This is a genomic window from Mycolicibacterium anyangense (assembly GCF_010731855.1).
Taxonomy (GTDB): domain Bacteria; phylum Actinomycetota; class Actinomycetes; order Mycobacteriales; family Mycobacteriaceae; genus Mycobacterium; species Mycobacterium anyangense.
The window spans coordinates 3,060,409-3,084,687 of the sequence record NZ_AP022620.1; the positions used below are offsets into that span (position 1 = coordinate 3,060,409).

27 protein-coding genes and 1 tRNA gene are annotated in these 24,279 nt (G+C 67.7%); 11 read left to right on the forward strand and 17 right to left on the reverse strand.

Annotated elements, in window-relative coordinates; translation table 11 throughout:
• The first annotated feature begins 43 nt into the window (after nt 1–43).
• Nucleotides 44–409, forward strand: coding sequence for a heme-binding protein (locus G6N35_RS14280; RefSeq protein WP_163804850.1), 366 nt, complete (start codon nt 44–46; stop codon nt 407–409).
• A 1-nt stretch (nt 410) separates the two neighbouring features.
• On the opposite strand, the gene G6N35_RS14285 is transcribed toward G6N35_RS14280, so the two are convergent.
• Nucleotides 411–1,886, reverse strand: coding sequence for a multicopper oxidase family protein (locus G6N35_RS14285; protein ID WP_163807677.1), 1,476 nt, complete (start codon nt 1,884–1,886; stop codon nt 411–413).
• Between the two features lie 189 nt (nt 1,887–2,075).
• Between G6N35_RS14285 and G6N35_RS14290 the strand changes: the two genes are divergently transcribed.
• A complete protein-coding gene (locus G6N35_RS14290) occupies nt 2,076–2,810 on the forward strand; it encodes a GAF and ANTAR domain-containing protein (RefSeq protein ID WP_163804851.1) in 735 nt (244 codons plus the stop codon).
• Nucleotides 2,811–2,812: 2 nt separating this feature from the next.
• On the opposite strand, the gene G6N35_RS14295 is transcribed toward G6N35_RS14290, so the two are convergent.
• Both G6N35_RS14295 and G6N35_RS14300 read right to left on the reverse strand, forming a co-directional pair.
• On the reverse strand, nt 2,813–3,421 hold the full coding sequence (locus tag G6N35_RS14295; RefSeq protein WP_407664622.1) for a hypothetical protein: 609 nt from the start codon (nt 3,419–3,421) through the stop codon (nt 2,813–2,815).
• Nucleotides 3,422–3,537: 116 nt separating this feature from the next.
• Nucleotides 3,538–4,134: a CGNR zinc finger domain-containing protein gene (locus tag G6N35_RS14300; protein WP_163804853.1), complete on the reverse strand. Its 597-nt coding sequence runs from the start codon at nt 4,132–4,134 to the stop codon at nt 3,538–3,540.
• A 102-nt stretch (nt 4,135–4,236) separates the two neighbouring features.
• On the opposite strand from G6N35_RS14300, the gene G6N35_RS14305 reads away from it, so the two are divergent.
• The 3 genes from G6N35_RS14305 (at nt 4,237) to G6N35_RS14315 (ending at nt 6,947) form a co-directional block, all read left to right on the forward strand.
• Entirely contained in the window at nt 4,237–4,806 is a 570-nt protein-coding gene (locus G6N35_RS14305; protein ID WP_163804854.1) for a TIGR03086 family metal-binding protein, read from the forward strand.
• 29 nt (nt 4,807–4,835) lie between these two features.
• Nucleotides 4,836–5,678 carry a pyridoxamine 5'-phosphate oxidase family protein gene (locus G6N35_RS14310; RefSeq protein ID WP_163804855.1) on the forward strand — a complete coding sequence of 281 codons (843 nt, stop codon included), beginning with the start codon at nt 4,836–4,838 and terminating at the stop codon, nt 5,676–5,678.
• 63 nt (nt 5,679–5,741) lie between these two features.
• Nucleotides 5,742–6,947, forward strand: coding sequence for a cytochrome P450 (locus G6N35_RS14315; protein WP_322790607.1), 1,206 nt, complete (start codon nt 5,742–5,744; stop codon nt 6,945–6,947).
• Here G6N35_RS14315 and G6N35_RS14320 read toward each other — a convergent pair.
• A complete protein-coding gene (locus G6N35_RS14320; protein WP_163804856.1) occupies nt 6,901–7,575 on the reverse strand; it encodes a TetR/AcrR family transcriptional regulator in 675 nt (224 codons plus the stop codon). The two genes, G6N35_RS14315 and G6N35_RS14320, sit on opposite strands and share 47 nt — an antisense overlap.
• Nucleotides 7,568–8,821, reverse strand: a complete 1,254-nt coding sequence (locus G6N35_RS14325) for a cytochrome P450 (RefSeq protein ID WP_163804857.1) — start codon at nt 8,819–8,821, stop codon at nt 7,568–7,570. Before G6N35_RS14325 ends, G6N35_RS14320 begins: the two co-directional genes overlap by 8 nt.
• Before the next feature lie 410 nt (nt 8,822–9,231).
• Here G6N35_RS14325 and G6N35_RS14330 point away from each other — a divergent pair, with 410 nt between their 5' ends.
• Nucleotides 9,232–9,690 carry a hypothetical protein gene (locus G6N35_RS14330; RefSeq protein WP_163804858.1) on the forward strand — a complete coding sequence of 153 codons (459 nt, stop codon included), beginning with the start codon at nt 9,232–9,234 and terminating at the stop codon, nt 9,688–9,690.
• A gap of 35 nt (nt 9,691–9,725) precedes the next feature.
• Nucleotides 9,726–10,208, forward strand: coding sequence for a hypothetical protein (locus tag G6N35_RS14335; protein ID WP_163804859.1), 483 nt, complete (start codon nt 9,726–9,728; stop codon nt 10,206–10,208).
• Nucleotides 10,209–10,255: 47 nt separating this feature from the next.
• On the opposite strand, the gene G6N35_RS14340 is transcribed toward G6N35_RS14335, so the two are convergent.
• The 5 genes from G6N35_RS14340 to G6N35_RS14360 all read right to left on the reverse strand — a co-directional run bounded on the left by G6N35_RS14340 (nt 10,256) and on the right by G6N35_RS14360 (nt 14,531).
• Nucleotides 10,256–10,328 (reverse strand) — tRNA-Ala (locus G6N35_RS14340).
• A gap of 52 nt (nt 10,329–10,380) precedes the next feature.
• On the reverse strand, nt 10,381–11,508 hold the full coding sequence (sepX, locus tag G6N35_RS14345) for a divisome protein SepX/GlpR (RefSeq protein ID WP_163804860.1): 1,128 nt from the start codon (nt 11,506–11,508) through the stop codon (nt 10,381–10,383).
• A gap of 145 nt (nt 11,509–11,653) precedes the next feature.
• On the reverse strand, nt 11,654–12,307 hold the full coding sequence (locus tag G6N35_RS14350) for a GNAT family N-acetyltransferase (RefSeq protein WP_163804861.1): 654 nt from the start codon (nt 12,305–12,307) through the stop codon (nt 11,654–11,656).
• A 5-nt stretch (nt 12,308–12,312) separates the two neighbouring features.
• Nucleotides 12,313–13,560, reverse strand: coding sequence for a molybdotransferase-like divisome protein Glp (gene glp, locus G6N35_RS14355; RefSeq protein WP_163804862.1), 1,248 nt, complete (start codon nt 13,558–13,560; stop codon nt 12,313–12,315).
• Nucleotides 13,561–13,607: 47 nt separating this feature from the next.
• Complete coding sequence (locus G6N35_RS14360; RefSeq protein WP_163804863.1) at nt 13,608–14,531, reverse strand: UTP--glucose-1-phosphate uridylyltransferase; 924 nt, start codon at nt 14,529–14,531, stop codon at nt 13,608–13,610.
• 44 nt (nt 14,532–14,575) lie between these two features.
• On the opposite strand from G6N35_RS14360, the gene G6N35_RS14365 reads away from it, so the two are divergent.
• Together G6N35_RS14365 and G6N35_RS14370 are read left to right on the forward strand one after the other, a co-directional pair.
• Entirely contained in the window at nt 14,576–15,190 is a 615-nt protein-coding gene (locus tag G6N35_RS14365) for a 5-formyltetrahydrofolate cyclo-ligase (RefSeq protein ID WP_246224309.1), read from the forward strand.
• 171 nt (nt 15,191–15,361) lie between these two features.
• Nucleotides 15,362–15,688 (forward strand): FmdB family zinc ribbon protein, encoded by a 327-nt coding sequence (locus tag G6N35_RS14370; protein ID WP_163804864.1) that lies wholly within the window; start codon nt 15,362–15,364, stop codon nt 15,686–15,688.
• Here the strand turns inward: G6N35_RS14370 and G6N35_RS14375 are convergent.
• Nucleotides 15,685–16,848, reverse strand: a complete 1,164-nt coding sequence (locus tag G6N35_RS14375; protein WP_163804865.1) for a sensor domain-containing phosphodiesterase — start codon at nt 16,846–16,848, stop codon at nt 15,685–15,687. The genes G6N35_RS14370 and G6N35_RS14375 overlap by 4 nt on opposite strands.
• A gap of 180 nt (nt 16,849–17,028) precedes the next feature.
• On the opposite strand from G6N35_RS14375, the gene G6N35_RS14380 reads away from it, so the two are divergent.
• A complete protein-coding gene (locus tag G6N35_RS14380) occupies nt 17,029–17,682 on the forward strand; it encodes an SAF domain-containing protein (RefSeq protein WP_163804866.1) in 654 nt (217 codons plus the stop codon).
• Here the strand turns inward: G6N35_RS14380 and G6N35_RS14385 are convergent, their stop codons facing one another.
• Nucleotides 17,683–17,895, reverse strand: a complete 213-nt coding sequence (locus G6N35_RS14385; RefSeq protein WP_163804867.1) for a hypothetical protein — start codon at nt 17,893–17,895, stop codon at nt 17,683–17,685.
• A gap of 105 nt (nt 17,896–18,000) precedes the next feature.
• Between G6N35_RS14385 and mscL the strand changes: the two genes are divergently transcribed.
• Nucleotides 18,001–18,456 carry a large-conductance mechanosensitive channel protein MscL gene (gene mscL / locus G6N35_RS14390; protein ID WP_163804868.1) on the forward strand — a complete coding sequence of 152 codons (456 nt, stop codon included), beginning with the start codon at nt 18,001–18,003 and terminating at the stop codon, nt 18,454–18,456.
• 80 nt (nt 18,457–18,536) lie between these two features.
• On the opposite strand, the gene G6N35_RS14395 is transcribed toward mscL, so the two are convergent.
• From G6N35_RS14395 to G6N35_RS14415, 5 genes are all read right to left on the reverse strand, one after another.
• The gene (locus G6N35_RS14395; RefSeq protein ID WP_163804869.1) at nt 18,537–19,175 is read right to left on the reverse strand and encodes a porin MspA; all 639 of its coding nucleotides are present in this window, start codon (nt 19,173–19,175) and stop codon (nt 18,537–18,539) included.
• 681 nt (nt 19,176–19,856) lie between these two features.
• Nucleotides 19,857–20,411 carry a MogA/MoaB family molybdenum cofactor biosynthesis protein gene (locus G6N35_RS14400; RefSeq protein WP_163807680.1) on the reverse strand — a complete coding sequence of 185 codons (555 nt, stop codon included), beginning with the start codon at nt 20,409–20,411 and terminating at the stop codon, nt 19,857–19,859.
• 23 nt (nt 20,412–20,434) lie between these two features.
• Nucleotides 20,435–21,934: a S1C family serine protease gene (locus G6N35_RS14405; RefSeq protein WP_163804870.1), complete on the reverse strand. Its 1,500-nt coding sequence runs from the start codon at nt 21,932–21,934 to the stop codon at nt 20,435–20,437.
• A 62-nt stretch (nt 21,935–21,996) separates the two neighbouring features.
• Nucleotides 21,997–23,538 carry a HAMP domain-containing sensor histidine kinase gene (locus tag G6N35_RS14410; RefSeq protein WP_163804871.1) on the reverse strand — a complete coding sequence of 514 codons (1,542 nt, stop codon included), beginning with the start codon at nt 23,536–23,538 and terminating at the stop codon, nt 21,997–21,999.
• Entirely contained in the window at nt 23,538–24,224 is a 687-nt protein-coding gene (locus tag G6N35_RS14415; protein ID WP_163804872.1) for a response regulator transcription factor, read from the reverse strand. The genes G6N35_RS14410 and G6N35_RS14415 overlap by 1 nt, the downstream gene beginning before the upstream one ends.
• Nucleotides 24,225–24,279: the final 55 nt, after the last annotated feature.

Consider the following 24,279-nt stretch of genomic DNA (forward strand, 5'->3'; position numbering starts at 1 on the left):
TCTTCGGGCACAGCGTGAGTCCACGGCACGCCTGAGGAGCGATATGTCACCCCTAGTGCACTCGATGCGGCGAGCGGTCACGGTCGGACTCGGCGCGGGCGCGGTGCTGCTCGGTGCCGCCGGGCCTGCCGCAGCCGATCCCCCGGCCAACTGCACCTCAGCCGACCTGGCCGGTGTCATGTCGGGTGTCGGGTTCACCCTGTCGGGCTACCTGTTCACCCACCCCGACGTAAACCAGTTCTTCACCAGCCTCAAAGACCTGCCGATGGAGCAGAAGCGCGCCCAGGCGAAGGCGTACCTGGACGCCAATCCGCAGGTCAAGGCCGACCTGCAGAACATTCGGCAGCCGACGCAGGATTTCCGTGCCCGCTGCGACGTCGCGGTGCCCGACGTCACGCCAGGCCAGTAGCTCAGTTGCCGTAATCCAGCATCGTCATCATCCCGGCGTCCATGTGATAGCCGTTGTGGCAGTGCATCATCCACACCCCTGGGTTGTCGGCGAGCAGCCGGACCGCCACGGTCTGCATGGGCTTGACGATGACGGTGTCCTTGCGCGGCCCGAGGCTGCCATCGGGCCTGATCACCTCGAAGGTGTGGCCATGCAGGTGCATCGGGTGCCACATCATGGTGTCGTTGACGAACTCGAGGGTGGCGCGTTGACCCTGCCGGATGGTCAGCGGAACAGTCTGGTCGAACGGTCGGCCGTTGATCATCCAGTCGTAGCGCATCATCCCGCCGGACAACCGGGCCTGGAGTCGGACATCGCCGCCCGGGGGTAGTTCGACATCCGGTGTGGCGCGCAGGAGTTCGGCCACGGCGACCCGGCCGGCGAGCTCGGGCGGCCGAAAGGATGCTTCGGGCGCCGACCCCGAGCCGGTGGACAGCAGCGCGCGGGCGACGCCCTTCTTGCCCTCGGCCGCGGCCACCAAGGGGAACACGCCATCGCCGGCGGTCACCACCATGTCGTAGCGCTCCCCCATGCCGAGCAGAACCGCATCCACCTCGACCGGCTGGACGGGGAACCCGTCGGTGTGGGTGACCGTCATCCGGTGACCGGCCAGAGCGACGCGGAAGGCGGTGTCCGCACCCGCATTGATGATGCGCAGCCTGATCCGCTGCCCCGGCTTGGCGCTGAATGTGGTTGCTGCAGAAGGTATTCGACCATTGACGAGGTAGTACGGATAGCTGACGTCGCCGCCGTCCCCGCCGAGCAGGCCGCCGCCGGGCCCCATGCTCCCCATGCCCGGCATGTTGCCCATTGCACCCATGCCGCCCATTCCCGACGAGCGCAGGCCGTCGAAGATCTCCTTCGGGCTGCGCCCGACGCCGGAGGTCCAGTCGTCGAGGACGACGATCCATTCCGCGTCGTAACGCCCCGGTTCAGCCGGGTCATCGATGATCACCGGCACGTACAGGCCGTAATCAGTGTCCAGCCCGGTGTGCGGGTGGGCCCAGTAGGTGCCGGGGTAGGGCGAGGTGAATCGGTAGGTGAAGCTCGCGCCGACGGCAATGGGAGAGGTGGCCGGCGACGCGCCGTCCATGTCGTTGCGCAGGGCGATGCCATGCCAGTGCACCGAAGTCGGGTGATCGAGCCCGTTGTCGACGGTGATCGCCAGTTCGTCACCGACCCCAGCCCTGATCACCGGTCCCGGCAGCCGGCTGTTGTAGGCGAAGGTGCGCACTGTGATGCCGCCCAGGTCGACCTCGGCGGGCCCGGCGGACAACCGTGCGCTGACCGTCTTGCCGGTATGCGGCCGGGCGGCCTCGGCGGCCGTGATCGCACCCGACAGATCCGGTCCGGCAGCGGTCCAGTCGGCAAGCCGGCCGCAGCCGGCCAATACCGCCCCGCCCAGCAGCCCAGCGACGAGGAATCCCCGCCGGGTCATGCCCGGCACTGGCCTGTTCACCGCTACCTCCTCGGCCCATCAATCTGTTGGGTGACCTGCATCTACCAGGGTTCCGTGGCTCGATACGGCTCTGCTAGTCGTTCGGTGAAGATTCGATGAAGGTGATGCCGGCGGGCCCGACTATGGCAGTCCTTTGCCAGTACCGGGTCTGTCGGAGATGCTTGTGGCATGACGACCAGAGAATCCGACGACGTCTCGGCGGCCGACACCACGGTCGAACCCAGGGCGGTCTTCGCGAACCTGGCCGACATCGTCTACCAGGGCTCCGGCCTCGACGAGGTCCATCCCGCCATCTGCATCGCAGCCACCATGATCGTCCCCGGTTGCGACCACGCCAGCATCCTGCTCAAGCGCAAGGGTGAATACGTGACCGTCGCCGCCACCGATGCCGTCGCGCAGCGGGTGGACGACTTCGAGCGGGAGATCCGCGAAGGCCCCTGCGTGGATGCCATCGAAGAAGAATCCGCCCAGATCGAACCCGACCTCGGCACCTTCAGTCAGTGGCCGACCCTGGCCAAGCGGCTGCTGGCCGAGACACCGGTGCGCGGCATGATGGCGTTCCGATTGATGGTCGACCAGCACAAGGTCGGGGCCCTGAACCTGTTCTCCGACACTCCGGGCGCCTTCGACACCGATGCGGCCGGGCGGGCGATCATCATGGCGTCGTTCGCCAGCGTCGCCGCCGCGGCGGCCTCCCGCGGGGAGGACGCACTCGGGCTACGGTCGGCGTTGCAGAGCAACCGCGAGATCGGTAAGGCCGTCGGCATGCTGATGGTGCTCAACGACATCGACGAAGAGCGGGCGTTCGAGGTGTTGCGGCGCAGTTCGCAGGACTTCAACATCAAGCTCACCGATGTGGCCAAGGCCGTGATCGCAAGCCGCGGGAAACACCCGACGCTCTGAGCTCAGGGGTGGTCGTGGTGGGCGCCGGTGTGCAGACCCATGGTGGTCACCGGTTGCGCCTGCTCAGCGTCCTCCTGCGTGGCCGGCACCCCCGGGATGGCCAGCGACTCGGGGTGATGACGGTGGCCCTGCAGGCCCGATGCCAGGCCGACCGTCACCGCCACGGCCATCACCGCATTGGCGCCGAGCAGGACCAGCACGCGCCCCTTACCGGAAACCTGCTGCGCCCGTGAGCTTTTCAGCCAGGTCCAGGTCGCTCCCATGATCACGTAACACTGCAGCAGCAGTACACATATCCCGGCGGCCTCCACCGCTTCCGGCTGACCGGCATTGGGGCCCAGCGGTAGTCCGACGGTGCGGGAGACGATCCACAGCCCGACCAGGGCGGCGTTGGCCGCGACTCCGGCGCTGAGCACCATCGCCGTCGGGCGCGACCAGGCCAGGAATCCCCACACGAGCTGGAACACCGCGATCGCGGCGAAGAACACCCCCGAGGGTGCCCAATCCCGCCAATGCACCGGCGCGACGCCGATGTGGATGACAGCTGCACCGATCGACGCGACCGCTGCACAGCGCGCGGACAGGCGGTTGTCGATCCGCATCGGGTCCATGAAAGCCACGGCATAGACCTTGACACGGCCGGATCACCGCAACGAGCAGAAAGTCATAACGTTCGGGTGCCAGAACGACAACGCGCGCAGAGATGTTGGCGGGATGTTGGCGAGCATCAATCCGCGCGATGACGGCGATAGTGCCGGGCCACCCGGGTCCGGTTGGCGCAGATGTTCTGGGTGCAGAACTTGCGGCGCGCATCCGTGGCGACGAACAGCATGCTGCACACCGGGTTCTGGCATTGGCGAAGACGATCGGCGGCGGGGCTGACCAGCAGGTCGGCCAGGCTGTCCGCCACCGCGGCGAGGGCGAGGTCATAGGGGCGCTCAGCGGATGCATGCCGGGAGGTCACGATCGACCACCCTGAGGCGGCGTGGACCAGCTGACGCGTCGAGGGCACCCGCGCCAGGATCTGGTTGACCTGGTCCACGGCAGCATCCCCGGGCGGCACCCCGGCCAGGCGGGCATCGAGAATGCCCCGGATCGCGGCGCGCACCGCGATCGTGGCGTCCAGCGGCGGTGCCGGCGCTCCCGGCGGCAGCCGATCGGCCTGCAGCTCCCACCACAGCCGGCAGGTCTGCTCGTCGGCCAAGAGGTCGGTGGGCGGGCTGTGGACGGTGATCAATGTATCCGCGAGATCCACCGCGAGCGGCTCCCCTGCGACGACGAAGCCGGCGGCCTGGGCGTCGTGGAGCCGGGACTCGGGATTCACCGTTCTAACGATAGCAGGAACTTGACAACGTTAGAAGAATGTGCGCATGATGCCTAACGTCAAATCGCTGTAATAAGCGTTAGCCACTCGAAAGGATCCGCCATGCCCGCCCTCGACGTCCTGTCCAGCGCCGATCAGCGCCTCATCGCCCTCACCGCCGCCCTGACCGCCGCGGAGCTTGACCTGCCCAGCCCCTGCGCCGGGTGGAACGTCCGATCACTGCTGAGCCATACCGTGGCCTCGATCGACGCCTTCGCCGCCGGCATCGACGGTCAGCCCGGTCCGACCGAGGAGGACCTGTTCGGCGGTGCCGACATCCTGGGAGCGGCACCGCTGGCGGTGGTGCAGCGCGCGGTGGAACGTTCGCATCGCGCGTGGTCCTCGGTCACCGACTGGCAGGCCCCGATCTCGACGGTGCTCCGCGAGATGCCCGCCGAGCAGGCCCTCGGGATCGTCACCTACTCGACGCTGGTGCACAGCTGGGATCTCGCGATCGCGGTGAACCGGCCCGTCGAATTCGACGCCGCCGAGGCCGCGGTGGCCGAGGCCGTCGGTGCGCAACTCGTCCCGGCCCTGCGGCCGCAGAATCTCTTCGGCCCGGAGATCGTCACCACCGCAACCGCAACGCCGACCCAGCGGGTGGTCGCCTTCGCCGGCAGGCACCCACTGTGATGATGGCCGACCGGCACGGGGACGCCGCTGTGGGATTTCACAGCGGCGAACTCGCCGTACAGGACCGGGCCGGAGTCAGTGGGCAGGCCGGGCGACTGTCCGGCATGGTGGCACGCGGCCAGCTCCGCTCCGCGACCGCCGACTTCCTGTCGAGCGCCCGGCTGGCCGTCGTCACGGCACGCGACGCCGCGGGCCGGCTGTGGACCTCGCCGCTGTTCGGCGAACCCGGTTTCCTCACCGCCGCGGACGCCACGACCTTGCGCCTCGACAGCCCGCTGCCGGAAGCCGACCCCCTCTACGCCATGCCGAACCATCAGCCCGCGGGTGCGATCGTGATCGACTTCGCCACCCGGCGGCGCTGGCGCATCAACGGCATGCTGACCACGGAGCCCGCGGGCAACCTGGTGATCGAGGTCGACCAGTCCTACGGGAACTGCCCGAAGTACATCCAGACGTCGAACAGCCCGGCCGGTGCCAGCGCGGCGGACCGCGAGCTGGTCTTCACCGGGGATCGGCTCCGCGCCGAGGACCGCCGCCTGATTCAGCACGCCGACACCTTCTTCCTGGGGACGACGCATCCCGCGTCGGGAGCCGACGCGTCACACCGGGGCGGGTCGCCGGGTTTCGTCCTCACCGCCCATGACCGGGTGTGGTTCCCCGACTATCCCGGCAACAACCTGTTCAACAGCCTGGGCAATATCGCCGTCGACCCGAGCGCCGCCCTGCTCTTCGTCGACTTCACCACGGGCACAACGCTTCAACTCTCCGGGCGGGCGGCCCTCACTTGGGACGATCAGCCGGCCGACGATGGCTACACCGGTCGCGGCGTGGGCTTCACGGCGGAACGGGTGGTGGTCACCCGGACACCTTGACTGAGGATTACATCGTGTGTGACGATTTCGTCATTAGAGGTCCGGCGTCGAGGAGGTCACACGGTGAGAACGCGTCTGTCGCCGGCGAGCCGCGCTCCCGGTACCCCCACCTATGGTGCGGACCTCTACCGCACCGAGGCCATCCTCGATCCCTATCCGCACTACGCCAGGCTCCGGCAGCTGGGCCCCGTCGTGTGGCTTGCACGGCACAAGGTCCATGCACTCCCGCGCTTCACCGAATGCAAAGCCGTCCTTCGTGACGACGCCACCTTCGCCTCGGCCAACGGCGTCGCGCTCAATGCCGTCAGCAACCGGTTGTCCACCGGAACCACGATCGCCAGTGACGGGGAGGAGCACTCCCGCCGCCGTAAGCTGGTGGCACATCGGATGTTTCCCCGCGCGCTCAATGCGCTGAACGACCAGGTGCAGACGTTGGCCACCGAGGTGATCGACACCGCCGTGCGACGAGGGCGAGTCGACGGCGCTGCGCTCGCCGAGGCGTTGCCCTTCGCCCTGGTCCCGGACTTGGTGGGCTGGCCGGTCGAGCACCGCGGCCACCTGATGGACTGGGCCGCAGCGACATTCGATTGTCTGGGCCCGCTCAATGGGCGGTCGGTTCGAGCCGCGCCCCGCACTGTGCAGATGCTGTTGTTCGCCCGGCGGATCGTCCGTGAGGGCAACGTACTGCCCGGCAGCATGGCGGCCGAACTGCTCGACGCGGCGGAGAAGGGCGAGATCGACCGAAGTGACTGCCCGGCGCTGCTGGTCGACTACCTCGGCCCTGCGCTGGACACCACCATCAGTGCCATCTCCAACGCGCTCAGCCTGTTCGCGGCGCACCCGGACCAATGGCAGCTGCTACGTGAGGAACCCGACCGGCTGCCCAACGCCGTCAACGAGATCGTGCGCTTCGAGTCACCGATCCGCGCGTTCGCCCGCCGCGTCGCGGTCGATACCGACATCGCGGGCACACCCCTACGGGCCGGTTCCCAGGTCCTGGTCATGTACGCCTCGGCGAACCGGGACGAACGGGAGTGGGAAGCCCCGGACACCTTCGACATCACCCGCGACGCCGGGCGTCATCTCGGCTTCGGGCAGGGCGCGCACGCGTGTGCCGGCCAGGCGCTGGCCCGGCTGGAGGCCACGGCGTTCCTCCGCGCCCTGATGGCACGGGTGAAGCGCCTGGAGCCGGCGGGCGCCCCGACGTGGATCCACAACAACATCATTCGACGCCACGAGCACCTGCCGATTCGGCTCGTCGCGGCCTAGTCTTCGCCGCAATGCCAGACAGCGTCGCCCAGCGCGGGTAGACGATGGCCGGACCGAGCCAGCGCGCGACGAAGCCGCGCAGCGCAGTTCCGGTGCGCGGCGCCGGTCCCGGATCGGTCAACATGGATTGCACTGTGCGCGTGGTGATCTCGGCGAGATCACGAAGGCCGTCCTCGTCGAAACCGTGCAGGCCCCAATCGACGTCGAGGCGGCGGAACACCGACAAGCAGAACGTCATGGCGGTGTCGGAGGTCAGCGATGCGACGGCGTCGCCGTCGTCCCGGCGGGTCAGCAACTTCTCCAGCTGCGGATCACCGGACAGATTCTCGATGCCGAACGACACGATCTCGACGACCGCGACGGCGGGGTCCTTGACGCCGGCGACATGGTCGAGGAGTTGGTCGATGAATCCGTTGACCGCTCGCATCGCGCTGGCGATGAGCAGAGCGTCGGCGTTGGGAAAGTAGCGGTACACGGTCTGGCGGGTGACGCCCAGCCTGCGCGCGACATCGGCGAGGCGGATGGCCGCGCCGTGCTCGGCAACCTCCTCGTCCACCGCGGTCAGGATCCGCGCGATGGCGTCCTCGTCCGACGACGGCGTCGAACCCGCCCAGCCACGGCTACGCATCCGTCGTCACCAGGCTCTCACTGGTGAACTCGATCGGAAGCGTTGTGGGACCGGTCATTCCGAGTAGGGACTTCCAGGGGGCCGGCCCGGCGCGGTGCGGGGCGGCAAGGCGGCGGGTGAGGACCACGAGCGCCTCGGCGAGTTCGCGCCGCGCCAGGTTGGCCCCGAGGCAGTAGTGCGCCCCACCGCCGAAGGTCAGAATGGGTGGAACGTCCTTGCGTGAGATGTCGAACCGGTCGGCATCGTCGTAGATGGCCGGATCCCGGTTCGCGGCAAAGGTGTTGACCAGGACGAAGGTTCCGGCCGGGAAGAGATAGCCGCCGAACTCGGCGTCCTCGATCGCGGCCCTCGGCACGATGCAGGCCGCGGGTGAGTGACGCATGGTTTCCTCGACCGCCTGCATCGCCATGTCCGGATGGTCGCGCAGGGCCGCCCACTGGTCGGGATGCTCGCAGAGCACCTGGACCGACGCTGCCAGCTGATTGCGCGTGGTATCGGTGCCGGCCATCAGGAAGCCGGCGGCCAGGCTGCGCAGTTCGTCGAGATCGAGCCGGTCTCCGTCGCTTTCGGCGCGGATCAGCTCGGAGAGCAGGTCATCGGTGAGGGTGGCGCGGCGGGCTGCCACCATGTCGTCGACGTAGTCGTCGAGTTCACCCCATGCCCGCAGGATCTCCGACTCGTCGAAGGTGGCGTCGGGCTGGAAGTTGAAGGCCTTGAAGACCTGTTCGGTCCAGTCGGAGAACAGCTGCCAGTCTTCGCTCGGGGCGCCCAGCAGCGCGCAGATGATCGGGGTGGGATACGGGCGCGCGATATCGGTGACGACGTCACACCGGCCGGCGTCGGGCAGCCGGTCGATGAGGCCGTTGACCACCTCGTGGATGGTGTCGTGCAGACGTGCGGTGGCGCGGGGGGTGAACGCCTTGGAGACCAGCTTGCGCAGCCGTATGTGCGGTGCGCCGTCGAGCCCCAGCAGGCTGCTCATCAGCTTGTCGTAGAGCGGACCGGAGGTGATGCCTTGAGCCGCCAGCGTGATTCCCGGCGGCATGCGGAACCTGTTGTCCCGCAGCATCTCCCGCGCCAGTTCGTAGGACAGGATTTCCGGGCCCAGTGGCCCGATGGCGATCGGCGCCTGCGACTGGGCCAGCCGGAGATCGTCGATCACGTCGTGCGGGGTGGCGTCGAGGCCGTAGCTGAACGTGGGCAGCCCGGCGTCAAAAATATTCCGGGCGGCGCTGGTGATCGTCATCGGCTTGTCCTCTCGGATGGACTGAATCCGCGGTTAGACGTCTATGCACCGAGCGTATGACCATTGATCGCCATCGGTCAATATGTCTCGCTGGAAGCATGTCGTGGTCATACAAATTGAGGAGAAGCGTAAACACTGGCTGGCTCCTCCGACCGAAAGCTGGCCGAGTCCATGCCGGCCCCTTACACCGGGCCTCCCGCTTGCGCATTCCTGGGAATCTCTTGAGAATGCTGCTTACGGGTTCGACAATATCGCGGTATTGCCCGCGTCGGCTAACGCCCTGAAGTGCACCAATGGTCATTGAGCAGGCATGAAACGAGAGGCAGCTCATTGTTGTCAGTAGGATCCCGCATCCTCCCACCGTGTGTTCGCGTCCCCGAAGTAGCACGCCGGATGGGCGGTCTGCGGACATGAGCTGGAGTTTCGCGGTCATCGTCTGGATCGTGTGCGCTGGCATCGGCGCAGCAATCTGCCATTCGAAGAACCGCAACGTTGGTGAGGGGTTGGCACTGGGCGGCCTGCTGGGGATCATCGGTCTTGTCATCACAGTGTGCCTGCCCAGCGAGCTGCCCAAAGCCCCGCCCGGGATGATCGCCCTGCAATGCCCACGCTGTAACGCAGTACAAAATGTGTCGGCGGGGCAACCGCGATACCAGTGCTGGCAGTGCCACATCACCAACGCGGCGCCCGGGTTCGAACCGGCGTTTCAGGCGCTAGCACAGTGGGAGGCGCAGCCTGCGGCGCCCATGACGACAAGCACCCGAAAAGTCCGGTGCTTCAACTGCCGAGAAGTCCAGGTTGTGCCCGATGTCCCCAGCATGGAGTGCAGCTACTGCGGAGTGAGGATGAAACTTGCGAAGAACAGCTAGGTGGCGCGCACGTTCTTCGGTCCCGAGGAATCGACATGGACATCACTGAAGGACCTCGTCCAGCGGCACGACCGTCGCGGCCACAGCCCACTCTGATCCTGCTCGCAAGCGCCGGCCTGCTGTGCATTGCCGCCACGGTCGGGTCGCTGGCCGCGAGTGGTCACCTGACCACCGAGTCCGCGATCACCGGCATGCCGACCGCAAATCCGAACGCTGTTGCCGCCGCTGCGGCCGACCGCAAAGCCGCCGAAGAAGCTGCCAACCTCGCGGACCTCGAAATCCAAGTGCAAAGGTCGATGCAGGACTTCTTCGACGATCCCGCCAACCACAGGGTCGATCTGGGCATCAAGGTGCTCAAAGTCGGGCTGGTGAAAAGCGCCGAGAACCAGTACGAAGGCATGGCGACCATGACTGCCAATGGTGGGGATCCTCAAGAGATCACGGTCCATGTCAAGGCCGACGACCGCACGATGATGTGGGAGACAGATCCCGGCGCACTGATCCCGCTGTTCCGGTGAACGCACGCGCGTTCACTGGTCAACCGGTGTTCACCGGTCAAACTGAGTGGAGCTAAGGGGAATCGAACCCCTGACCTTCTCGATGCGAACGAGACGCGCTACCAACTGCGCTATAGCCCCTTGGTCGCTAGCAGGTTATCAGTCGAACGCCCGCTGGCTGAAACCGCCCGCTCTACTGCCCCGCCGCGCGCGGCAGGTCGTAGTGCCGCGCGAAGGGCACCTCGTCGAGGTGCTCGAAGACCGGGTCCTCGTCGTCGATATCCAGCACTGCCGCACCGGGCCGGCGCAACCGCGAGGGCACCACGTCGAATTCGTGGTCCTCGGTGTTTTCCACGCCAAGTCGCGACCGCGCCATGCGCTGCTGTCGACGACGGCGCACCTGCTCCTCGATGCGGGTCTGACGGCGCAGGTAACCCAGGTAGAGGATGGTCACCACCGCGGTGCTGGCGCACACCCACCACAGGTCGCGGCTGACCGTGAAGGCCAGCAGGGCGGTCAGGATCATGATCGCCGACATCGCGGTCAGCATGCGCTTGCGGAACCGGTACTTGCGTGCCGTTACCGCCGCGGCGGTGCTGGACTCCAGCCGGCGCGAACGCATCGCCCGCGGCGTCGCCGAGGTGGCCGGCTCGCCTTCGGCCTCCAGGCCGGAGGTGTCATCGACGTACTCGTACTCGTCGGCGGTGCCGTCCTGCGGGTCGTCCTGCTCGTCGGCGACGGCGTCGAACTCCTGGGTGGCGTCGAGCTCGGCCACCGGCTCGGGCTCGGGCGCAGGGGCCACTTCCGGCGCGGGCTCGGCCTTGGCCGCCGGCTTGGCCGCCTCAGCGGGCTGCGCCACCGGCTCGGCGGTGTCGTCGAACAACGTCGGCTGGGCGGTGTCGGCACGCAGCGTGCCACCACCGACGGGCAGGGCTCCGGAATCCTCGTCCACGACGTCGACGTCGAGGTAGTCCGGCTCGGGCCGGATCTCCTCGGTGACAGCGGCCATCACGACCATCGTGCGGGCACGGACCGGCTCGGCGACAGCCTCGGAATCCTCGTCGAACTCGTCGGACTCGTCGTAGTCGTCGAACTCGTCGTCGGCGCGCTGCCAGTCGGGATCGTGGTGGTGACCGGCCGCCGGGCGGCCCTTGCGCCGGAGCAGACGCGACTTGTCCTCGCCATTGAGCACGCGGGTGGCCAGTGCGACGTCACTCGTGCGGCGCACGGCGTCGCGTTTGCTGATCAACATCGGCACCAACACGAACAACCAGAGCACCACGAGTGAGATCCAGAGCAATGACTGGGGGATGCTGGGCATGGTGGCCTGCTCCTTTCCCGTCCAGGCTAGGTCCGTGACCTACGCAACCCGCGACGGCGCGCCGGACTCAATTACACACGTGTAATTAGGCCATGACAAGCACCAACAGCCACAAATGTCACATTAGTAACAGGCGACCCGGCAATTAGCTCCAGCGGGCGAGTCCCCGGTCGACCAATCGGGCCGCCACCGAGCCCTCGACCTCCTCGACCGTCATCGCCACCAACAGGTGATCGCGCCACGCCCCGTCGACATCGAGGTAGCGCCTCAGCAGCCCCTCCTCGCGGAACCCGGCCTTGGCCAGCACCGCCCGGCTGGCCAGGTTCTCCGGCCGTACGGTGGCCTCCACCCGATGCAGGGTCACCGGCCCGAAGCAATGATCGAGTCCCAGCGCCAGGGCCCCCGTCGCGATCCCCCCGCCGGTCACCGTACTGGACACCCAGTAGCCGATCCAGGCCGAGCGCAGGGCACCGTGCGTCACGTTGCCGATGGTCAGCTGACCGCAGAAATTGCCGTCGAGCTCGATCACGTAGGGCAGCATCCGACCCTTGCGTGCCTCGGCCCGCAGCCCCGAACACACCGGCGGCCAGGATGAAACTGCATGGCGCACAGTCCAATCCACCTCAGCGGTGGGTTCCCATGGTTCGAGCTTGGCCTGGTCGGCCAGTCTGATCCGGCTCCACGTGGCGGCGTCGCGCATCCGCACCGGCCGCAGCCGGACCAGACCGGCGGGCACCCGAAGCGGGCCGACGGGGGTCGGCCAGCCCGGATGCAGCGAACTGCTGCGCCACAGGTTCACCGCGCTCAGCCGCGCTGAGCCAGGAAGGCGACGTCGACGAGCTCACCGGTGCGCACCTGCTCCACCTCGGTGGGGACCACCACCAGGCAGTTGGCCTCGGCCAGCGTGGCCAGCAGATGGCTGGAAGCGCCCGGCGCACCACCGAGGGCCTGCACCAGGTAGTCGCCGGTGTCCTGGTCGCGCATCAGCTGCCCGCGCAGGAATCCCGTGCGCCCGGCGACCGAGGTGATCGGGGACAACGCCCGAGCCTGCACGACACGCCGCATCGGCTGCCGTTTACCCAGCGAGAGCCGGATCAGCGGGCGCACCATCACCTCGAACACCACCAGCGCACTCACCGGGTTGGCCGGCAGCAGGAACGTCGGCACCGCGTCGCGGCCAAGCTGGCCGAAGCCCTGCACCGAGCCGGGGTGCATGGCGATGCGGCTGACTTCCATGTCACCGAGCTGGGACAGCACCGTGCGCACGCCCTCGGCGGCCGCGCCACCGACCGCACCGGCGATCACCACCACCTCGGCCCGGCTCAGCTGGCCCTCCACCACCTCGCGCAGTTCCTTGGGCTCGGTGGTGACGATGCCGATCCGGTTGACCTCGGCACCGGCGTCACGGGCGGCCGCCGCCAGGGCGTAGGAGTTGACGTCATAGACCTGACCGTTGCCCGGGGTGCGGTTGATGTCGACGAGTTCACCGCCCACGCTGATGATCGTCACGCGCGGCCGCGGGTGCACCAGCACCCGTTCGCGCCCCACCGCGGCCAGCAGACCGACCTGCGCGGCACCGATGATCGCGCCCGCCCGCACCGCTACGTCACCGGGCTGCACGTCGTCACCGGCATGCCGGACGTAGGCGCCGGAGCGGACCCCGCGCAGGACCCGGACCCGGTTCTGGCCCCCGTCGGTCCACCGCAGCGGCAGCACCGCGTCGGCCAGCGTGGGCATCGGCGCCCCGGTCTGCACCCGCGCGGCCTGCTTGGGCTGCAGCCGGCTCGGGGTGCGGGTGCCCGCCTCGATGACACCCATCACCGGGAGGCTGATCTCGCCACCCTGCTCGTCGTCGTCGCCGACGGCCAGCACGTCGACGCTGCGCACCGCGTATCCATCGATGGCGGCCTGGTCGAAGCCGGGAAGCGGATGTTCGGTGATGACCTCCTCGGCGCACATCAACCCCTGCGCCTCGGCGATGGCGACCCGAACCGGGCGTGGCGCCACCGCGGCAGCCGCCACTTTGGCCTGCTGTTCTTCTACCGAACGCACAGCGCGCCTTTCTGCCTCGAGCCCCGATCGCGGGCCCGCCGCAGCTCCTACTGTTCGGTCTTCTCGGTCAGGCCCAGCCGCGCGACCAACCATCGCCGCAAGTCCGGGCCATAGTCGTCACGATCCAACGCAAAGTCAACCGCAGCCTTGAGGTAGCCGCCGGGATTTCCCAAGTCGTGTCGAGACCCTCGGTGCACCACGACATGCACCGGATGGCCTTCTTTGATCAACAGCTCGATGGCGTCGGTGAGCTGAATCTCGCCACCCACCCCACGATCGACCCGGCGCAACGCATCGAAAATCGCCCGATCCAACAGGTAGCGGCCGGCCGCGGCAAACAGCGACGGCGCATCCTCGGCTTTGGGCTTCTCCACCATCCCCTTGACGCGCAACACATTCGGATTGACCGCATCAGGAACCGTCTCGACGTCGAAGACACCGTAGGAACTGACCTCGTCGGGCCCGACCTCGATCGCGCACAACACCGTGCCGCCCCGCTTGGCCCGCACCTTGGCCATCGTCTCGAGCACACCGGTGGGCAACACCAGGTCGTCGGGCAACAGCACCGACACCGCGTCCTCGTCGGCCGAGAGCACCGGCTCCACACACGAGACCGCATGCCCGAGCCCGAGCGGCTCGTGCTGGATCACCGACTCGACCTTGATCAGCGCCGGGGCACGGCGCACCTTCTCCAGCATCGCCTTCTTGCCGCGGGCCTCCAGGGTGCCCTCCAGGACCAGGTCCTCCACGAAGTGCGCGACCACCCCGTCCTTGCCCTCGGACGTCACGATCACCAGCCGCTCGGCACCAGCCTCGGCAGCCTCTTCGGCCACCAGCTCGATGCCGGGGGTATCGACCACCGGCAGCAACTCCTTGGGCACCGTCTTGGTCGCCGGCAAAAAACGCGTCCCCAAACCCGCCGCCGGCACAATGGCCGTGCGGGGAATCGGGATCTCAGGCGGCGTCGTCATCGTTCACACCCTATCCGCACGTGGTGGCCCTTCCCTATGGCGCAATGGCTGCGCCCACTGTCATGGTGGACGTCGTGCTCGCCGGAACGAAAGCTGAACACAGGGCCGCGTTGTCGGCCGCGCGCCGCGCCGCCGACCCTGCGGTGCGCGCCGCCGAGGCCCGCGCGCTGTGCAGCCACCTCGCCGCGGTGGCCGGACCCGGTGACACGGTGTGTGCGTACGTCCCGGTGGGTCCCGAGCCCGGCACCCCAGAGCTCGTCGACCGGCTGCGTGACCTGGGCGCGCGGGTTCTGCTGCCGGTGACCCGCCCCGGTGATCCGGCGGCGCTGCTGTGGGGCGAGTACCGGCCCGGGGCGCTGGTCGACGGCCGGTTCGGCCTGCTCGAGCCGGCCGGGCCGTGGCTCGACGCCGAGGCGATAGCCCAGGCTGCAGTGGTGTTGGTGCCCGCGCTGGCGGTCGACCGGCGCGGCGTGCGACTGGGTCGTGGCGGCGGGTATTACGACCGCTCGCTGCCGCTGCGCGCGCCGGGCGCGCGGCTGGTGGCGGTGGTCCGCGACGAGGAATTGGTCGACGAGTTGCCCAGCGAACCCCACGACGTGCGGATGACGCACGCGCTCACGCCGCGGGGCGGCCTGGTCACCCTTGCCGCAGGGTCCTGACACCACGCACATACCTTGCACCGGTGGGCTCCCCCCTGGACCGCTTTCGCGGCATTTCACCACGTCCACTCCCCGTGCGCGGCGTGAGGGGAATGATACCCACCGGATGGCGGTTCTAGCACTTGGCACGGTAGAGTGCTAACAGGCTTTGGTTACTTCCCGGAGGTTCATGTGCCGACCTACAGCTATGCGTGCACCGAGTGCGACAACCGCTTCGATGCTGTGCAGGCCTTTACGGACGATGCGCTGACCACCTGCCCCAAGTGCTCCGGTCGGTTGCGCAAACTGTTCAACTCGGTCGGCGTGGTCTTCAAGGGCAGCGGGTTCTACCGCACCGACAGCCGCGACTCCTCCTCGAAGAGCTCGGGCAAGTCCGACTCGTCGTCTTCGTCGTCCTCGTCGTCGAGTTCGGAGAAGTCCTCGAGCAGCAGCAGCGAGTCGTCCAGCTCGAGTTCGAGCTCCAGCTCGTCGACACCTGCCGCGGCAGCGTCGAGCTAGTTGCGCGGAACAGCCACCACCGGGGCCGGGTCACCATACTCGACGGTGTAGCCCAGCAGCTCGCCGCTGGAATCCTTGACCGGCCGGATCACCACCGGGGTGACGTCGCCGTTCCCGTTCGACTCTTCGAACACCGAAAAGGCTTGGCCGAGTAGGTCAGTCGCGCGGATCTCGGCGAAGGTCTCCGGCGTGAAGCCGACGAGTTCGCCGATGTGCCGTCCGGTCGCCTGTCCCGCCGGGATCGCCAGCGCCCGGTCGAACAAGGCGCTCGACGCCACCACCGTGCCCGCCGGATCAATGAAGGCGATCGCGACCTCCTGGGCACACCCCTCGGCGCGCCAAGCCGACAGCGACTCCGTGAGCCGGGGCACTGACCCAGTGAAGTCCGCCATCGCCTGCGGCTGTCCAGCCAACACGGCCGGCACCGCACCGGCGGGAGTGGGCCGGCCGAACAGGAAGCCCTGGGCAAGGTTGCAGCCCATCACCCGAAGCGCGTCGACCTGCTCGGCGGTCTCGACACCTTCAGCCACGACCGCCAGTCCCAGACTGTGCCCCAACCCGACCACAGCCGCGACGATCTTGCGGCTCTGCCGATGCCGGACCATCTCCGAGACGAAGCTGGCGTCGATCTTCAGCTTGGAGAAGGGCAGCGTGCTCAGCCAGGTCAAGCTCGAGTAGCCCGTGCCGAAATCGTCCATCGAGATCATGCAGCCGAGGTTCATCAACCGCTCCAGCGTGCGCCGGGGCTGGTCCAGATCGTCGATGAACCCGTTCTCGGTGACCTCGATGTGGACCCTGCTCAGCGGGAACGACGAATCCGTCGCCGCGGCGGCCACCCGGGTCGCCAGATCGTCGTCGCGCAGTTGACTCGGTGACACGTTGAACCCGAGGAAAATCGTGTGCGGCCACTCGACGGCGGCCACGAACGCCGAGCGCATCAGCTGATCCAGCAGCCGGTCGAGCAGACCGAACCGGTCGGCGACCGGGATGAACTGCTCCGGGCTGATGTGGCCGCGAACCGGGTCGAACCACCGGGCCAAGACTTCAAAGCCCACGATGCGGCCGTCCGTCAGCGACACGATCGGCTGGAAGAACGGCTCCACGTGACCGACGGTGAGGGCGGTCGACAGCTGCTCCGCGAGCAGTTTGTCAGCGGTCACAGCACCCCCCTCCGGCATCGCGGGACTGTCCATAAGCCCGCTTATCCTGGCTTCAACGTACCCTCCGGGATGCGGGGGTAGCCATGAAACGAACAAAAATGTCATCACTGTCAGCGAGTTATCCACAGCGCCGGCTGGTGCTGAGCCCACGGCCGCGCGCGTTGCACCTACCGTGACGGCATGGGCGAGTCGCTCAATCCGACACTGCTGGACCGTCTTTCCCGCGCGCTGCGACCCGACTTCGCGCGCACCGTCCTGGCCCGCCGCATTGCCGCCGCGGTGCTGGTAGTGCTGGCGGGCGTGGCAGCCCTGCGGCCCGACCCTGGTCGGGCCCACACCGACGTGCTCGTCGCGGCCCATGACCTCAGCCCCGGCATCACCCTGACCGCCGATGACATGAGGGTCGAAAGCCGTTCTGCGGCATCACTTCCCGACGGCTATCAGCGGGCCATGACCGAGTTGGTCGGCTCCACACTGGCCGGCCCGGTCCGTCGGGGCGAGGTTCTCACCGATGTGCGGGTGCTGGGGTCGCGACTGGCCGGGTTGACGGCCGGACCTGAGGCCAGGGTGGTCCCCCTGCACCTGGCCGACGCGGCGGTCCTGGACCTGATCCGGCCCGGCGATGTGGTCGACGTACTCGGTGCGGTGTCGGCAGAACCGGACTCCCAGCCACGGATGGTCGCCGCCGGCGCCATCGTGGTGCTGGTGTCCCCGAAACCGAAGGGTGTGGGTTCGGCTGACGACCGGGTGGTCTTGGTGGCGCTACCGGCCCCGGCGGCCACCGCGCTGGCCGGTGCGACGCTGGTGCAGGCCGTCACACTGACGATCCACTAGTCAGCCCGGCGGCGCGGGCACCGGTGTGGTGCTCGGGGCGCCCGAGCGGGCGATCGCACCCATCACCATGTCGGTGATCTCGTCGGTGCTCGACGTTGCAGGCGGACCGGGTGCCGGTGCCGGCGTGGGTGCGGCGTGCGCTGCGCCGGCGAGCCCGAGCACGACGGCGGCCGAGCCGGCGACCAGACCGGCCTGACGGCACCAGCTGCGCATGGAAAACCTCCGCTGAACTCGGCTATTGGTCTGCTGCGGCCAAGCTAGCAGGTACTACCCTTCGAGGTCTCGTCGAAAACCCTCGCCACCAGAAAGGCAACGCTCATGTTGAAAGGCTTCAAGGAGTTCCTCGCCCGCGGCAACATCGTGGACCTGTCGGTCGCGGTGGTGATCGGTACCGCGTTCACCGCGCTGGTCACCAAGTTCACCGACAGCATCCTGCAGCCGCTCATCAATCGGATCGGGGCGGACAAGAACACCGAGTACGGCATTCTGCAGATTGGGATCGGCGGCGGTCAGACGATCGACCTCAACGTCGTGCTGTCGGCGGCCATCAACTTCGTGCTCGTCGCCGCCGTCGTGTACTTCCTCGTCGTGGTGCCCTACAACCGGCTGCGCAAGAAGGGCGAGGTCGAACAGGCCGACGATACCCAGCTCAGCCTGCTGACCGAGATCCGCGATCTGCTCGCCGACGCCAACGGCGCCACCAAGAAGGTCACCGGCCCCGGCACCGGCCCGAGCCCCGATACCGCTACCCACACCAGCGCCGACCGGGACTGACGCACCGGAACACCCTCTCCACACATGCACAATGGCCCCCGGCTAGCGCCGGGGGCCATTGTGTTGACGTGCTCAGGGAGTCAGTTCATGTTCCAGGGTTCGCCGTAGGTGGTGACGGAGTCACCGGCCTTGGAGATCAGGCGGGCGAACGGACGCAGCAGCACACCGCCGGCCGCACCGGTCACGGTGCCGTGGGCGTTGGCCACGGCGACCGAGCCGTTGGGGCCCGAGACGTCCACCGAGAAGGTGGCCACTTCCTGGATGCCGGGGCCGTTGCCCAGGTCAGCGCTGATCGACACACCCGGGAACAGGTTCGGGGTGATGATCGAGCCCAGCGGGTTGAAGCCCGTCGGGGAGATGTTGGCGTCGTCGAGCAGGATGTTGGGGGTGGTGTAGCTGAAGTTGATGCCCACACCGAGGGACCACGGGAAGCCGACCTGGTAGCCCAGCTCCAAGGTGCCCGCGAACTCGTCGGCGCCGGGGCCGACGACGCTGTAGACAGCCTTGCCGGAGTGGAACCACTCCCGGGTCAGCCGGTTGCGGTCCAGGGGGAACACGCCGTCCAGGAAGGTGTCCCACTGCTGAACCGTCAACGTGCGGCCACCGCCGTCGACCAGACTCAGCTGATTGTCCAAACCTGCGTGAGAGGTACCTGTCCCGACGAACATCGCCGCGACGGCGGCGACGAGGGCCACCAGTACCCGACCGATTACCTTCATGTTCTCCCTAGCTATGTCGTCGATGACCCCGGAGAAGGATCACCGAATGTGTGGTCCGTGCGCGGGGTCACAACATGCTGACACCGGACACTGCGTGGAGCAGATCAAATGAGAGTCCTCACACTCTGCTCTTACGCTTTGCTCATCGTTGACACGAGGAACATAACGGCACCGCATCGAGGCGGCAACGCATAGAAGCGCGGTGCGTCGAATGCCGATCCGCGAGACAAAGTTTGCTGGACGCCGGGGTTCATACCGTCGGAATCCGCAGGGGTGCCGATCCACCCCCACCATCCACACCAAGACCTGATGAGCGGCGCCCGCGACCCCGAGTGCAGCTGGAAGCAATGAGCTCCCGTGTTACCACCGGCAAGCCGTCACTGATGATGCGGCGGAACGTTGTCCCGAAGCCATTGATCGCGGTCCGAGTCGTCCCGCCGGTCGTTCGGATCCCGTTCGTCAGAAGACTCCTGCGGGAGTTCGGTACCGAAGATCTTGTTAACTGTGTCGCGGTCGCGGCGTCCGGCACCCATCACAGCCCGCAAGATTTGTGATTAAGATCACAATCGGCCCATTTGCGCAGTTCACAGACTTGTAACACAAGAGCTCCCAGCGGATTGGAACAACCTTAAGAAACGGTACGCCGAACGAGCGGCAACCGTGGAATGGCCAAACGGCGCGTCAGATCTCCAGGCTGGACAGCTGGCCGATGACATGGGCGGCCAGCGGGTTGAGCGTCGCCATGCCATCGCGGACGGCGTAGCGGGACCCAGCGATGTTGACCACCAGGGTGCTGCCCGAGATGCCCGCCAGCCCGCGGGACAGGCCGGCGTCGGTGATGCCCGCCGACAGCCCGGAGGCCCGCAGCGCCTCGGCAATCCCGAGGAGTTCGCGGTCCAGGATGGTGCGGGTGGCCTCCGGAGTGACGTCGCGGGGGGTCACCCCCGTGCCGCCGACCGACACCACGAGGTCAACACCCCCGATGACGGCGGTGTTGAGGGCGTTGCGGATCTCCACCTCGTCGGCCGCGACCACCACGACACCGTCGACCACGAAGCCCGCCTCAGCGAGCAGCTCGGTGACCAACGGTCCGCTGTGGTCCTCCTCATCGCCGTGCGCGGTGCGGTCGTCGACCACGACGACGAGGGCACGGCCCACCAGCTCCCCTGGCTGTTCCATGGAACTCACCGTATATCCGGCGGCCGACATCGCGGCACCCGCATCGGCCAGCGTCATCGGAAGTTCACCCACGACGCGGATCACTGGGTCGCCTTGCCCAGGGTGACCTGCACCGTCTTGTCACCGCCGGACGGCGCGGTGTAGGTCAGGGTGACCTTGTCGCCGGGCGCCCGCGATCGGACGGCAGCCACCAGGGCGTCCGCACTACCGATGATGCGGTCGTTGACCTTGGTGACGATCACTCCGCTGGGCAGACCGGCGGTGTCGGCCGCCCCGCCCTTGGTGACGTCGACGATCTTGGCCCCGTGGGTGGTGGCGTCGTTGCTCACCTGCACGCCCAGCGAGGCATGGGAGGCCTTACCGGTGCTGATCAGTTCGTCGGCGATGCGCTTGGCCTGATCCACCGGGATGGCAAAGCCGAGCCCGATCGAACCGCTCTGGGCATCCGGTGAGTCGCCGCCGATGGTGGCGATCGCCGAGTTCACGCCGACGAGTTCACCGGCCATGTTGACCAACGCACCACCGGAGTTTCCGGGGTTGATCGCGGCGTCGGTCTGGATGGCGTCGAGCACGGTGTTCTGGTTCTTAACGTCGCCGCCGGTGGCCACCGGACGGTTGAGCGCGCTGACGATGCCGGTGGTGACGGTGCCTTCCAGACCCAACGGCGACCCGACGGCGACCACGTCCTGGCCGACCCGCAGGTTCGCCGAGGAGCCCAGGGTGATCGGGGTCAGACCGGAGATGCCCTGCACCCGCACGACCGCGATATCGCTGGCGGGATCGGTGCCCACCACGGTGAACGGTGCGGTACGTCCGTCGGCGAAGGTGACCGTGGTGGTCGGGGCACCGCCCGCACCAGCGGGCCCTCCCGGACCGCCGGGGCCACCCGAACCGCCGGGGGCTCCCGGCATACCGGGGTCACCGGGGGCGCCGGGCGCACCCGGCAGGCCGGGGATGACCGGCGGGGCGGCGGGGGCGCCGCCCTGGCCCTTGTCGGCGGCCGCTGCCACAACGTGGTTGTTGGTCAGGATCAGGCCGTCGGAGGACAGGATGATGCCGGAGCCCTCCTCGGACTGACGGCCGAACTCCGTCTCCAGCTTCACCACGCTGGGCACCACCTTGGCGGCGACCTGTTCGACGGAACCGGCAGGCAGGTTGGCGGCGGGGACGTTGGCCGGGCCATTGGGTCCAGCGTTGGTGATGCTGGTGACCGGCTGGTGGTCCGGGTGGGCCAGCAGCACCACGGTGCCGCCGATTCCGGCCGACACCACGGCGATCGCCAGTGCACCGGCGGTCAGGGCACCTGCCCGCGACCGCTGACGTGGCGGGGGCGGCGGAATGAGCACCGGGCCACCGGCCGGGTTTCCAGCCAGGTTTCCAGCCGGGTTTCCTTGGCGCGCAGCGGCATACGGGTCATAGGGCTGGCGGTACTGCGGGTGCGACTGCTGCGTCGCGTAACGCCAGTCGTAGGGCTGCTGGTAACCGGCCTGGGGTGCCTGGGAATACCCAGGGGCCGCATGCGGATTCGGCGTCGTGTGGCCGGGCTGCTGCTGCGGCGTGTACCTCGAGGGGTCGGTCATGATGTCAGGTCGCTCTTTCTCTTCACGAGACGCACAAAACGTTGTTCTCAGCTTGCCTTGTACTACTGAGAATCGACTGAGATAACACTCGGCACAGTCGAGGGTTTTTTCTCCGATGCGCCCATGTGGCCGTTCGGATTCGGTATCCGGCTGGTGATTTCGCTCTCAGCGGAGTCCGGGTACGTCGACGGGGCGATCGGCTGGCCGGGCAGCAGCACGAAGAACGAGGTACCCGGTGGCTGTCCGCCCGGGACGGTATCGGCGATCCGGATCATGCCGCCGTGTTTGACCACGACCTGCTTCACGATCGCCAGTCCCAGCCCTGAACCGGGCATCGCACGCGCCGAGGCCGAACGGTAGAACCGCTCGAACACCAGCCCCCGCTCCTGGGGCGGAATCCCAGGACCCTGGTCGGAGACCACGAGTTCGGCATGCGCGGCGTCGACCTGACGCAGCCGCACCCCCACACGCCCGCCCGACGGACTCCACTTGGCGGCGTTGTCGAGCAGGTTGAGCACGGCACGGGACAGCCCGGCGACGTCGCCGAATACCTGCCAACCGATCACGTCGACGTCGAACTGGACATCGTTGCGCCGCCTGCGGGCCCGCTCCAGGCTGCGGTCGATGACCTCGCTCATGTCGATCGCCTCGTGGACAACGCCGCCGGCATCATCACGGGTGAGATCCACCAGATCGCCTACCAGAGTGGACAATTCCTCGATCTGAGCGATGACGTCGGTACGCAGATCGGTCATCTCGTTGTCCGGCAACTGCGGGGCGCCCGGCGTCGACGACGCGATCAGGAGCTCGACATTGGTCCGTAGTGACGTCAATGGCGTGCGCAGCTCGTGGCCGGCGTCGGCGACCAGACGGGCTTGGCGCTCCCGGGACTCGGCCAGCGCGCGCAGCATCGTGTTGAACGTCTCGGTGAGCCGGGCCAGCTCATCGCTACCGAACACCGGGATGGGCCGGAGGTCGTCGGTGCGGGCCACCCGCTCGGCGGCCTCGGTGAGCCGCCCGACCGGTCTCAGCCCGGTCCGGGCCACCATGCCACCGGCGATCGCGGCCACCACCACGCCGATCCCGCCGACGGCGAGCAGCACCCATTTCAGTTTGGTCATCACCGCGTTGGTGGGCGCCAGGCTCTTGGAGATCAGCAGTGAGCTGCCGTTGGGCAGATGGACCGCGAGCACCCGCTGGTTGGAGACCGTGCGCCGCGACATGAACAACTCACCGCGGATCACCGCCTTCTCCGGCTGTCCGACGGGCAGGGTCTGGCCCTGCTGATTGGCGGTGTAGATCGACCGGCCGGGATTGACCAGCATGGCGTTGACGTCGGAGTAGGCGGTGCCCTCGATGGCCTTGCCAGGATCGGCGGCCAGCGACCCGCTGGCAATCAGCAGCTGGGCGCGGCTCTGCAGCTGGTTGTCGATATCGGTGTAGAGCGCGGCGGAGACCACCGCATACACCGCTACCGCCATCAGCACCACGACCATGGCCACCATCGACATGGCCAGCAACATCACCCGCCATCGCAGCGACAGCGATGTGGACGTTTCTTCGGGCGCCCGCGCTTTCCGCGAGCGCCGCCTCAGCGGCGACATCAGGGCGGTGTCTCACGCAGCACGTAACCCACACCTCGCACGGTGTGGATCAGCCGCGGTTCTCCTTCTGCTTCGGTCTTTCGACGTAGATAGCCGACGTACACCTCGAGCGCGTTGCCCGAGGTCGGGAAGTCGAAACCCCACACCTCTTCCAAGATACGGCTGCGGGTGAGCACCCTGCGCGGGTTGGCGATGAGCATCTCGAGCAGAGCGAACTCGGTCCGGGTCAGGCTGATCGCACGCTTACCGCGATGCACCTCACGCGTCACCGGATCCAGGGTCAGGTCGGAGAACGTCATCACCGCCGAGTCGGACTGGTCGTCGGGGGTGGTGCGGCGCAGCAGCGCGCGCATCCGGGCCAGCAGTTCCTCGAGGGCGAACGGCTTGGGCAGATAGTCGTCGGCACCTGCGTCCAGTCCGGCCACCCGCTCGGACACCGAGTCACGGGCGGTGAGCACCAGGATCGGCAGATCGTCGCCGGTGCTGCGGAGTTGGCGGCACACCTCCAGGCCGTCCAGCCGGGGCATCATCACGTCGAGGACGACGGCATCGGGACGCTCGTTGGCGATCGCATCGAGAGCCTCGACCCCGTCCTGGGCAAGATCCACGGAATAACCGTTGAAGGACAGGGACCGGCGCAACGATTCGCGCACGGCACGATCGTCGTCAACGACAAGAATTCGCACGGCCACTAGTGTCAACCCAACTTCTGAGATTGGGCTGAGAGGCACGCCGTGCTAG

Excerpts from the sequence above, each read along its gene's own strand:
- G6N35_RS14395 (WP_163804869.1), bottom strand. The coding sequence starts at position 19,175 with ATGAAGGTAATCGGTCGGGTACTGGTGGCCCTCGTCGCCGCCGTCGCG.
- G6N35_RS14295 (WP_407664622.1), bottom strand. The coding sequence starts at position 3,421 with ATGGACCCGATGCGGATCGACAACCGCCTGTCCGCGCGCTGTGCAGCG.
- G6N35_RS14290 (WP_163804851.1), top strand. The coding sequence starts at position 2,076 with ATGACGACCAGAGAATCCGACGACGTCTCGGCGGCCGACACCACGGTC.
- G6N35_RS14365 (WP_246224309.1), top strand. The coding sequence starts at position 14,576 with ATGGCTGCGCCCACTGTCATGGTGGACGTCGTGCTCGCCGGAACGAAA.
- G6N35_RS14385 (WP_163804867.1), bottom strand. The coding sequence starts at position 17,895 with ATGCGCAGCTGGTGCCGTCAGGCCGGTCTGGTCGCCGGCTCGGCCGCC.
- G6N35_RS14360 (WP_163804863.1), bottom strand. The coding sequence starts at position 14,531 with ATGACGACGCCGCCTGAGATCCCGATTCCCCGCACGGCCATTGTGCCG.
- G6N35_RS14380 (WP_163804866.1), top strand. The coding sequence starts at position 17,029 with ATGGGCGAGTCGCTCAATCCGACACTGCTGGACCGTCTTTCCCGCGCG.
- G6N35_RS14400 (WP_163807680.1), bottom strand. The coding sequence starts at position 20,411 with ATGACGCTGGCCGATGCGGGTGCCGCGATGTCGGCCGCCGGATATACG.
- G6N35_RS14285 (WP_163807677.1), bottom strand. The coding sequence starts at position 1,886 with ATGACCCGGCGGGGATTCCTCGTCGCTGGGCTGCTGGGCGGGGCGGTA.
- G6N35_RS14280 (WP_163804850.1), top strand. The coding sequence starts at position 44 with ATGTCACCCCTAGTGCACTCGATGCGGCGAGCGGTCACGGTCGGACTC.
- G6N35_RS14320 (WP_163804856.1), bottom strand. The coding sequence starts at position 7,575 with ATGCGTAGCCGTGGCTGGGCGGGTTCGACGCCGTCGTCGGACGAGGAC.
- G6N35_RS14410 (WP_163804871.1), bottom strand. The coding sequence starts at position 23,538 with ATGTCGCCGCTGAGGCGGCGCTCGCGGAAAGCGCGGGCGCCCGAAGAA.
- G6N35_RS14305 (WP_163804854.1), top strand. The coding sequence starts at position 4,237 with ATGCCCGCCCTCGACGTCCTGTCCAGCGCCGATCAGCGCCTCATCGCC.
- mscL (WP_163804868.1), top strand. The coding sequence starts at position 18,001 with ATGTTGAAAGGCTTCAAGGAGTTCCTCGCCCGCGGCAACATCGTGGAC.
- G6N35_RS14330 (WP_163804858.1), top strand. The coding sequence starts at position 9,232 with ATGAGCTGGAGTTTCGCGGTCATCGTCTGGATCGTGTGCGCTGGCATC.
- G6N35_RS14405 (WP_163804870.1), bottom strand. The coding sequence starts at position 21,934 with ATGACCGACCCCTCGAGGTACACGCCGCAGCAGCAGCCCGGCCACACG.
- G6N35_RS14325 (WP_163804857.1), bottom strand. The coding sequence starts at position 8,821 with ATGACGATCACCAGCGCCGCCCGGAATATTTTTGACGCCGGGCTGCCC.
- G6N35_RS14335 (WP_163804859.1), top strand. The coding sequence starts at position 9,726 with ATGGACATCACTGAAGGACCTCGTCCAGCGGCACGACCGTCGCGGCCA.
- sepX (WP_163804860.1), bottom strand. The coding sequence starts at position 11,508 with ATGCCCAGCATCCCCCAGTCATTGCTCTGGATCTCACTCGTGGTGCTC.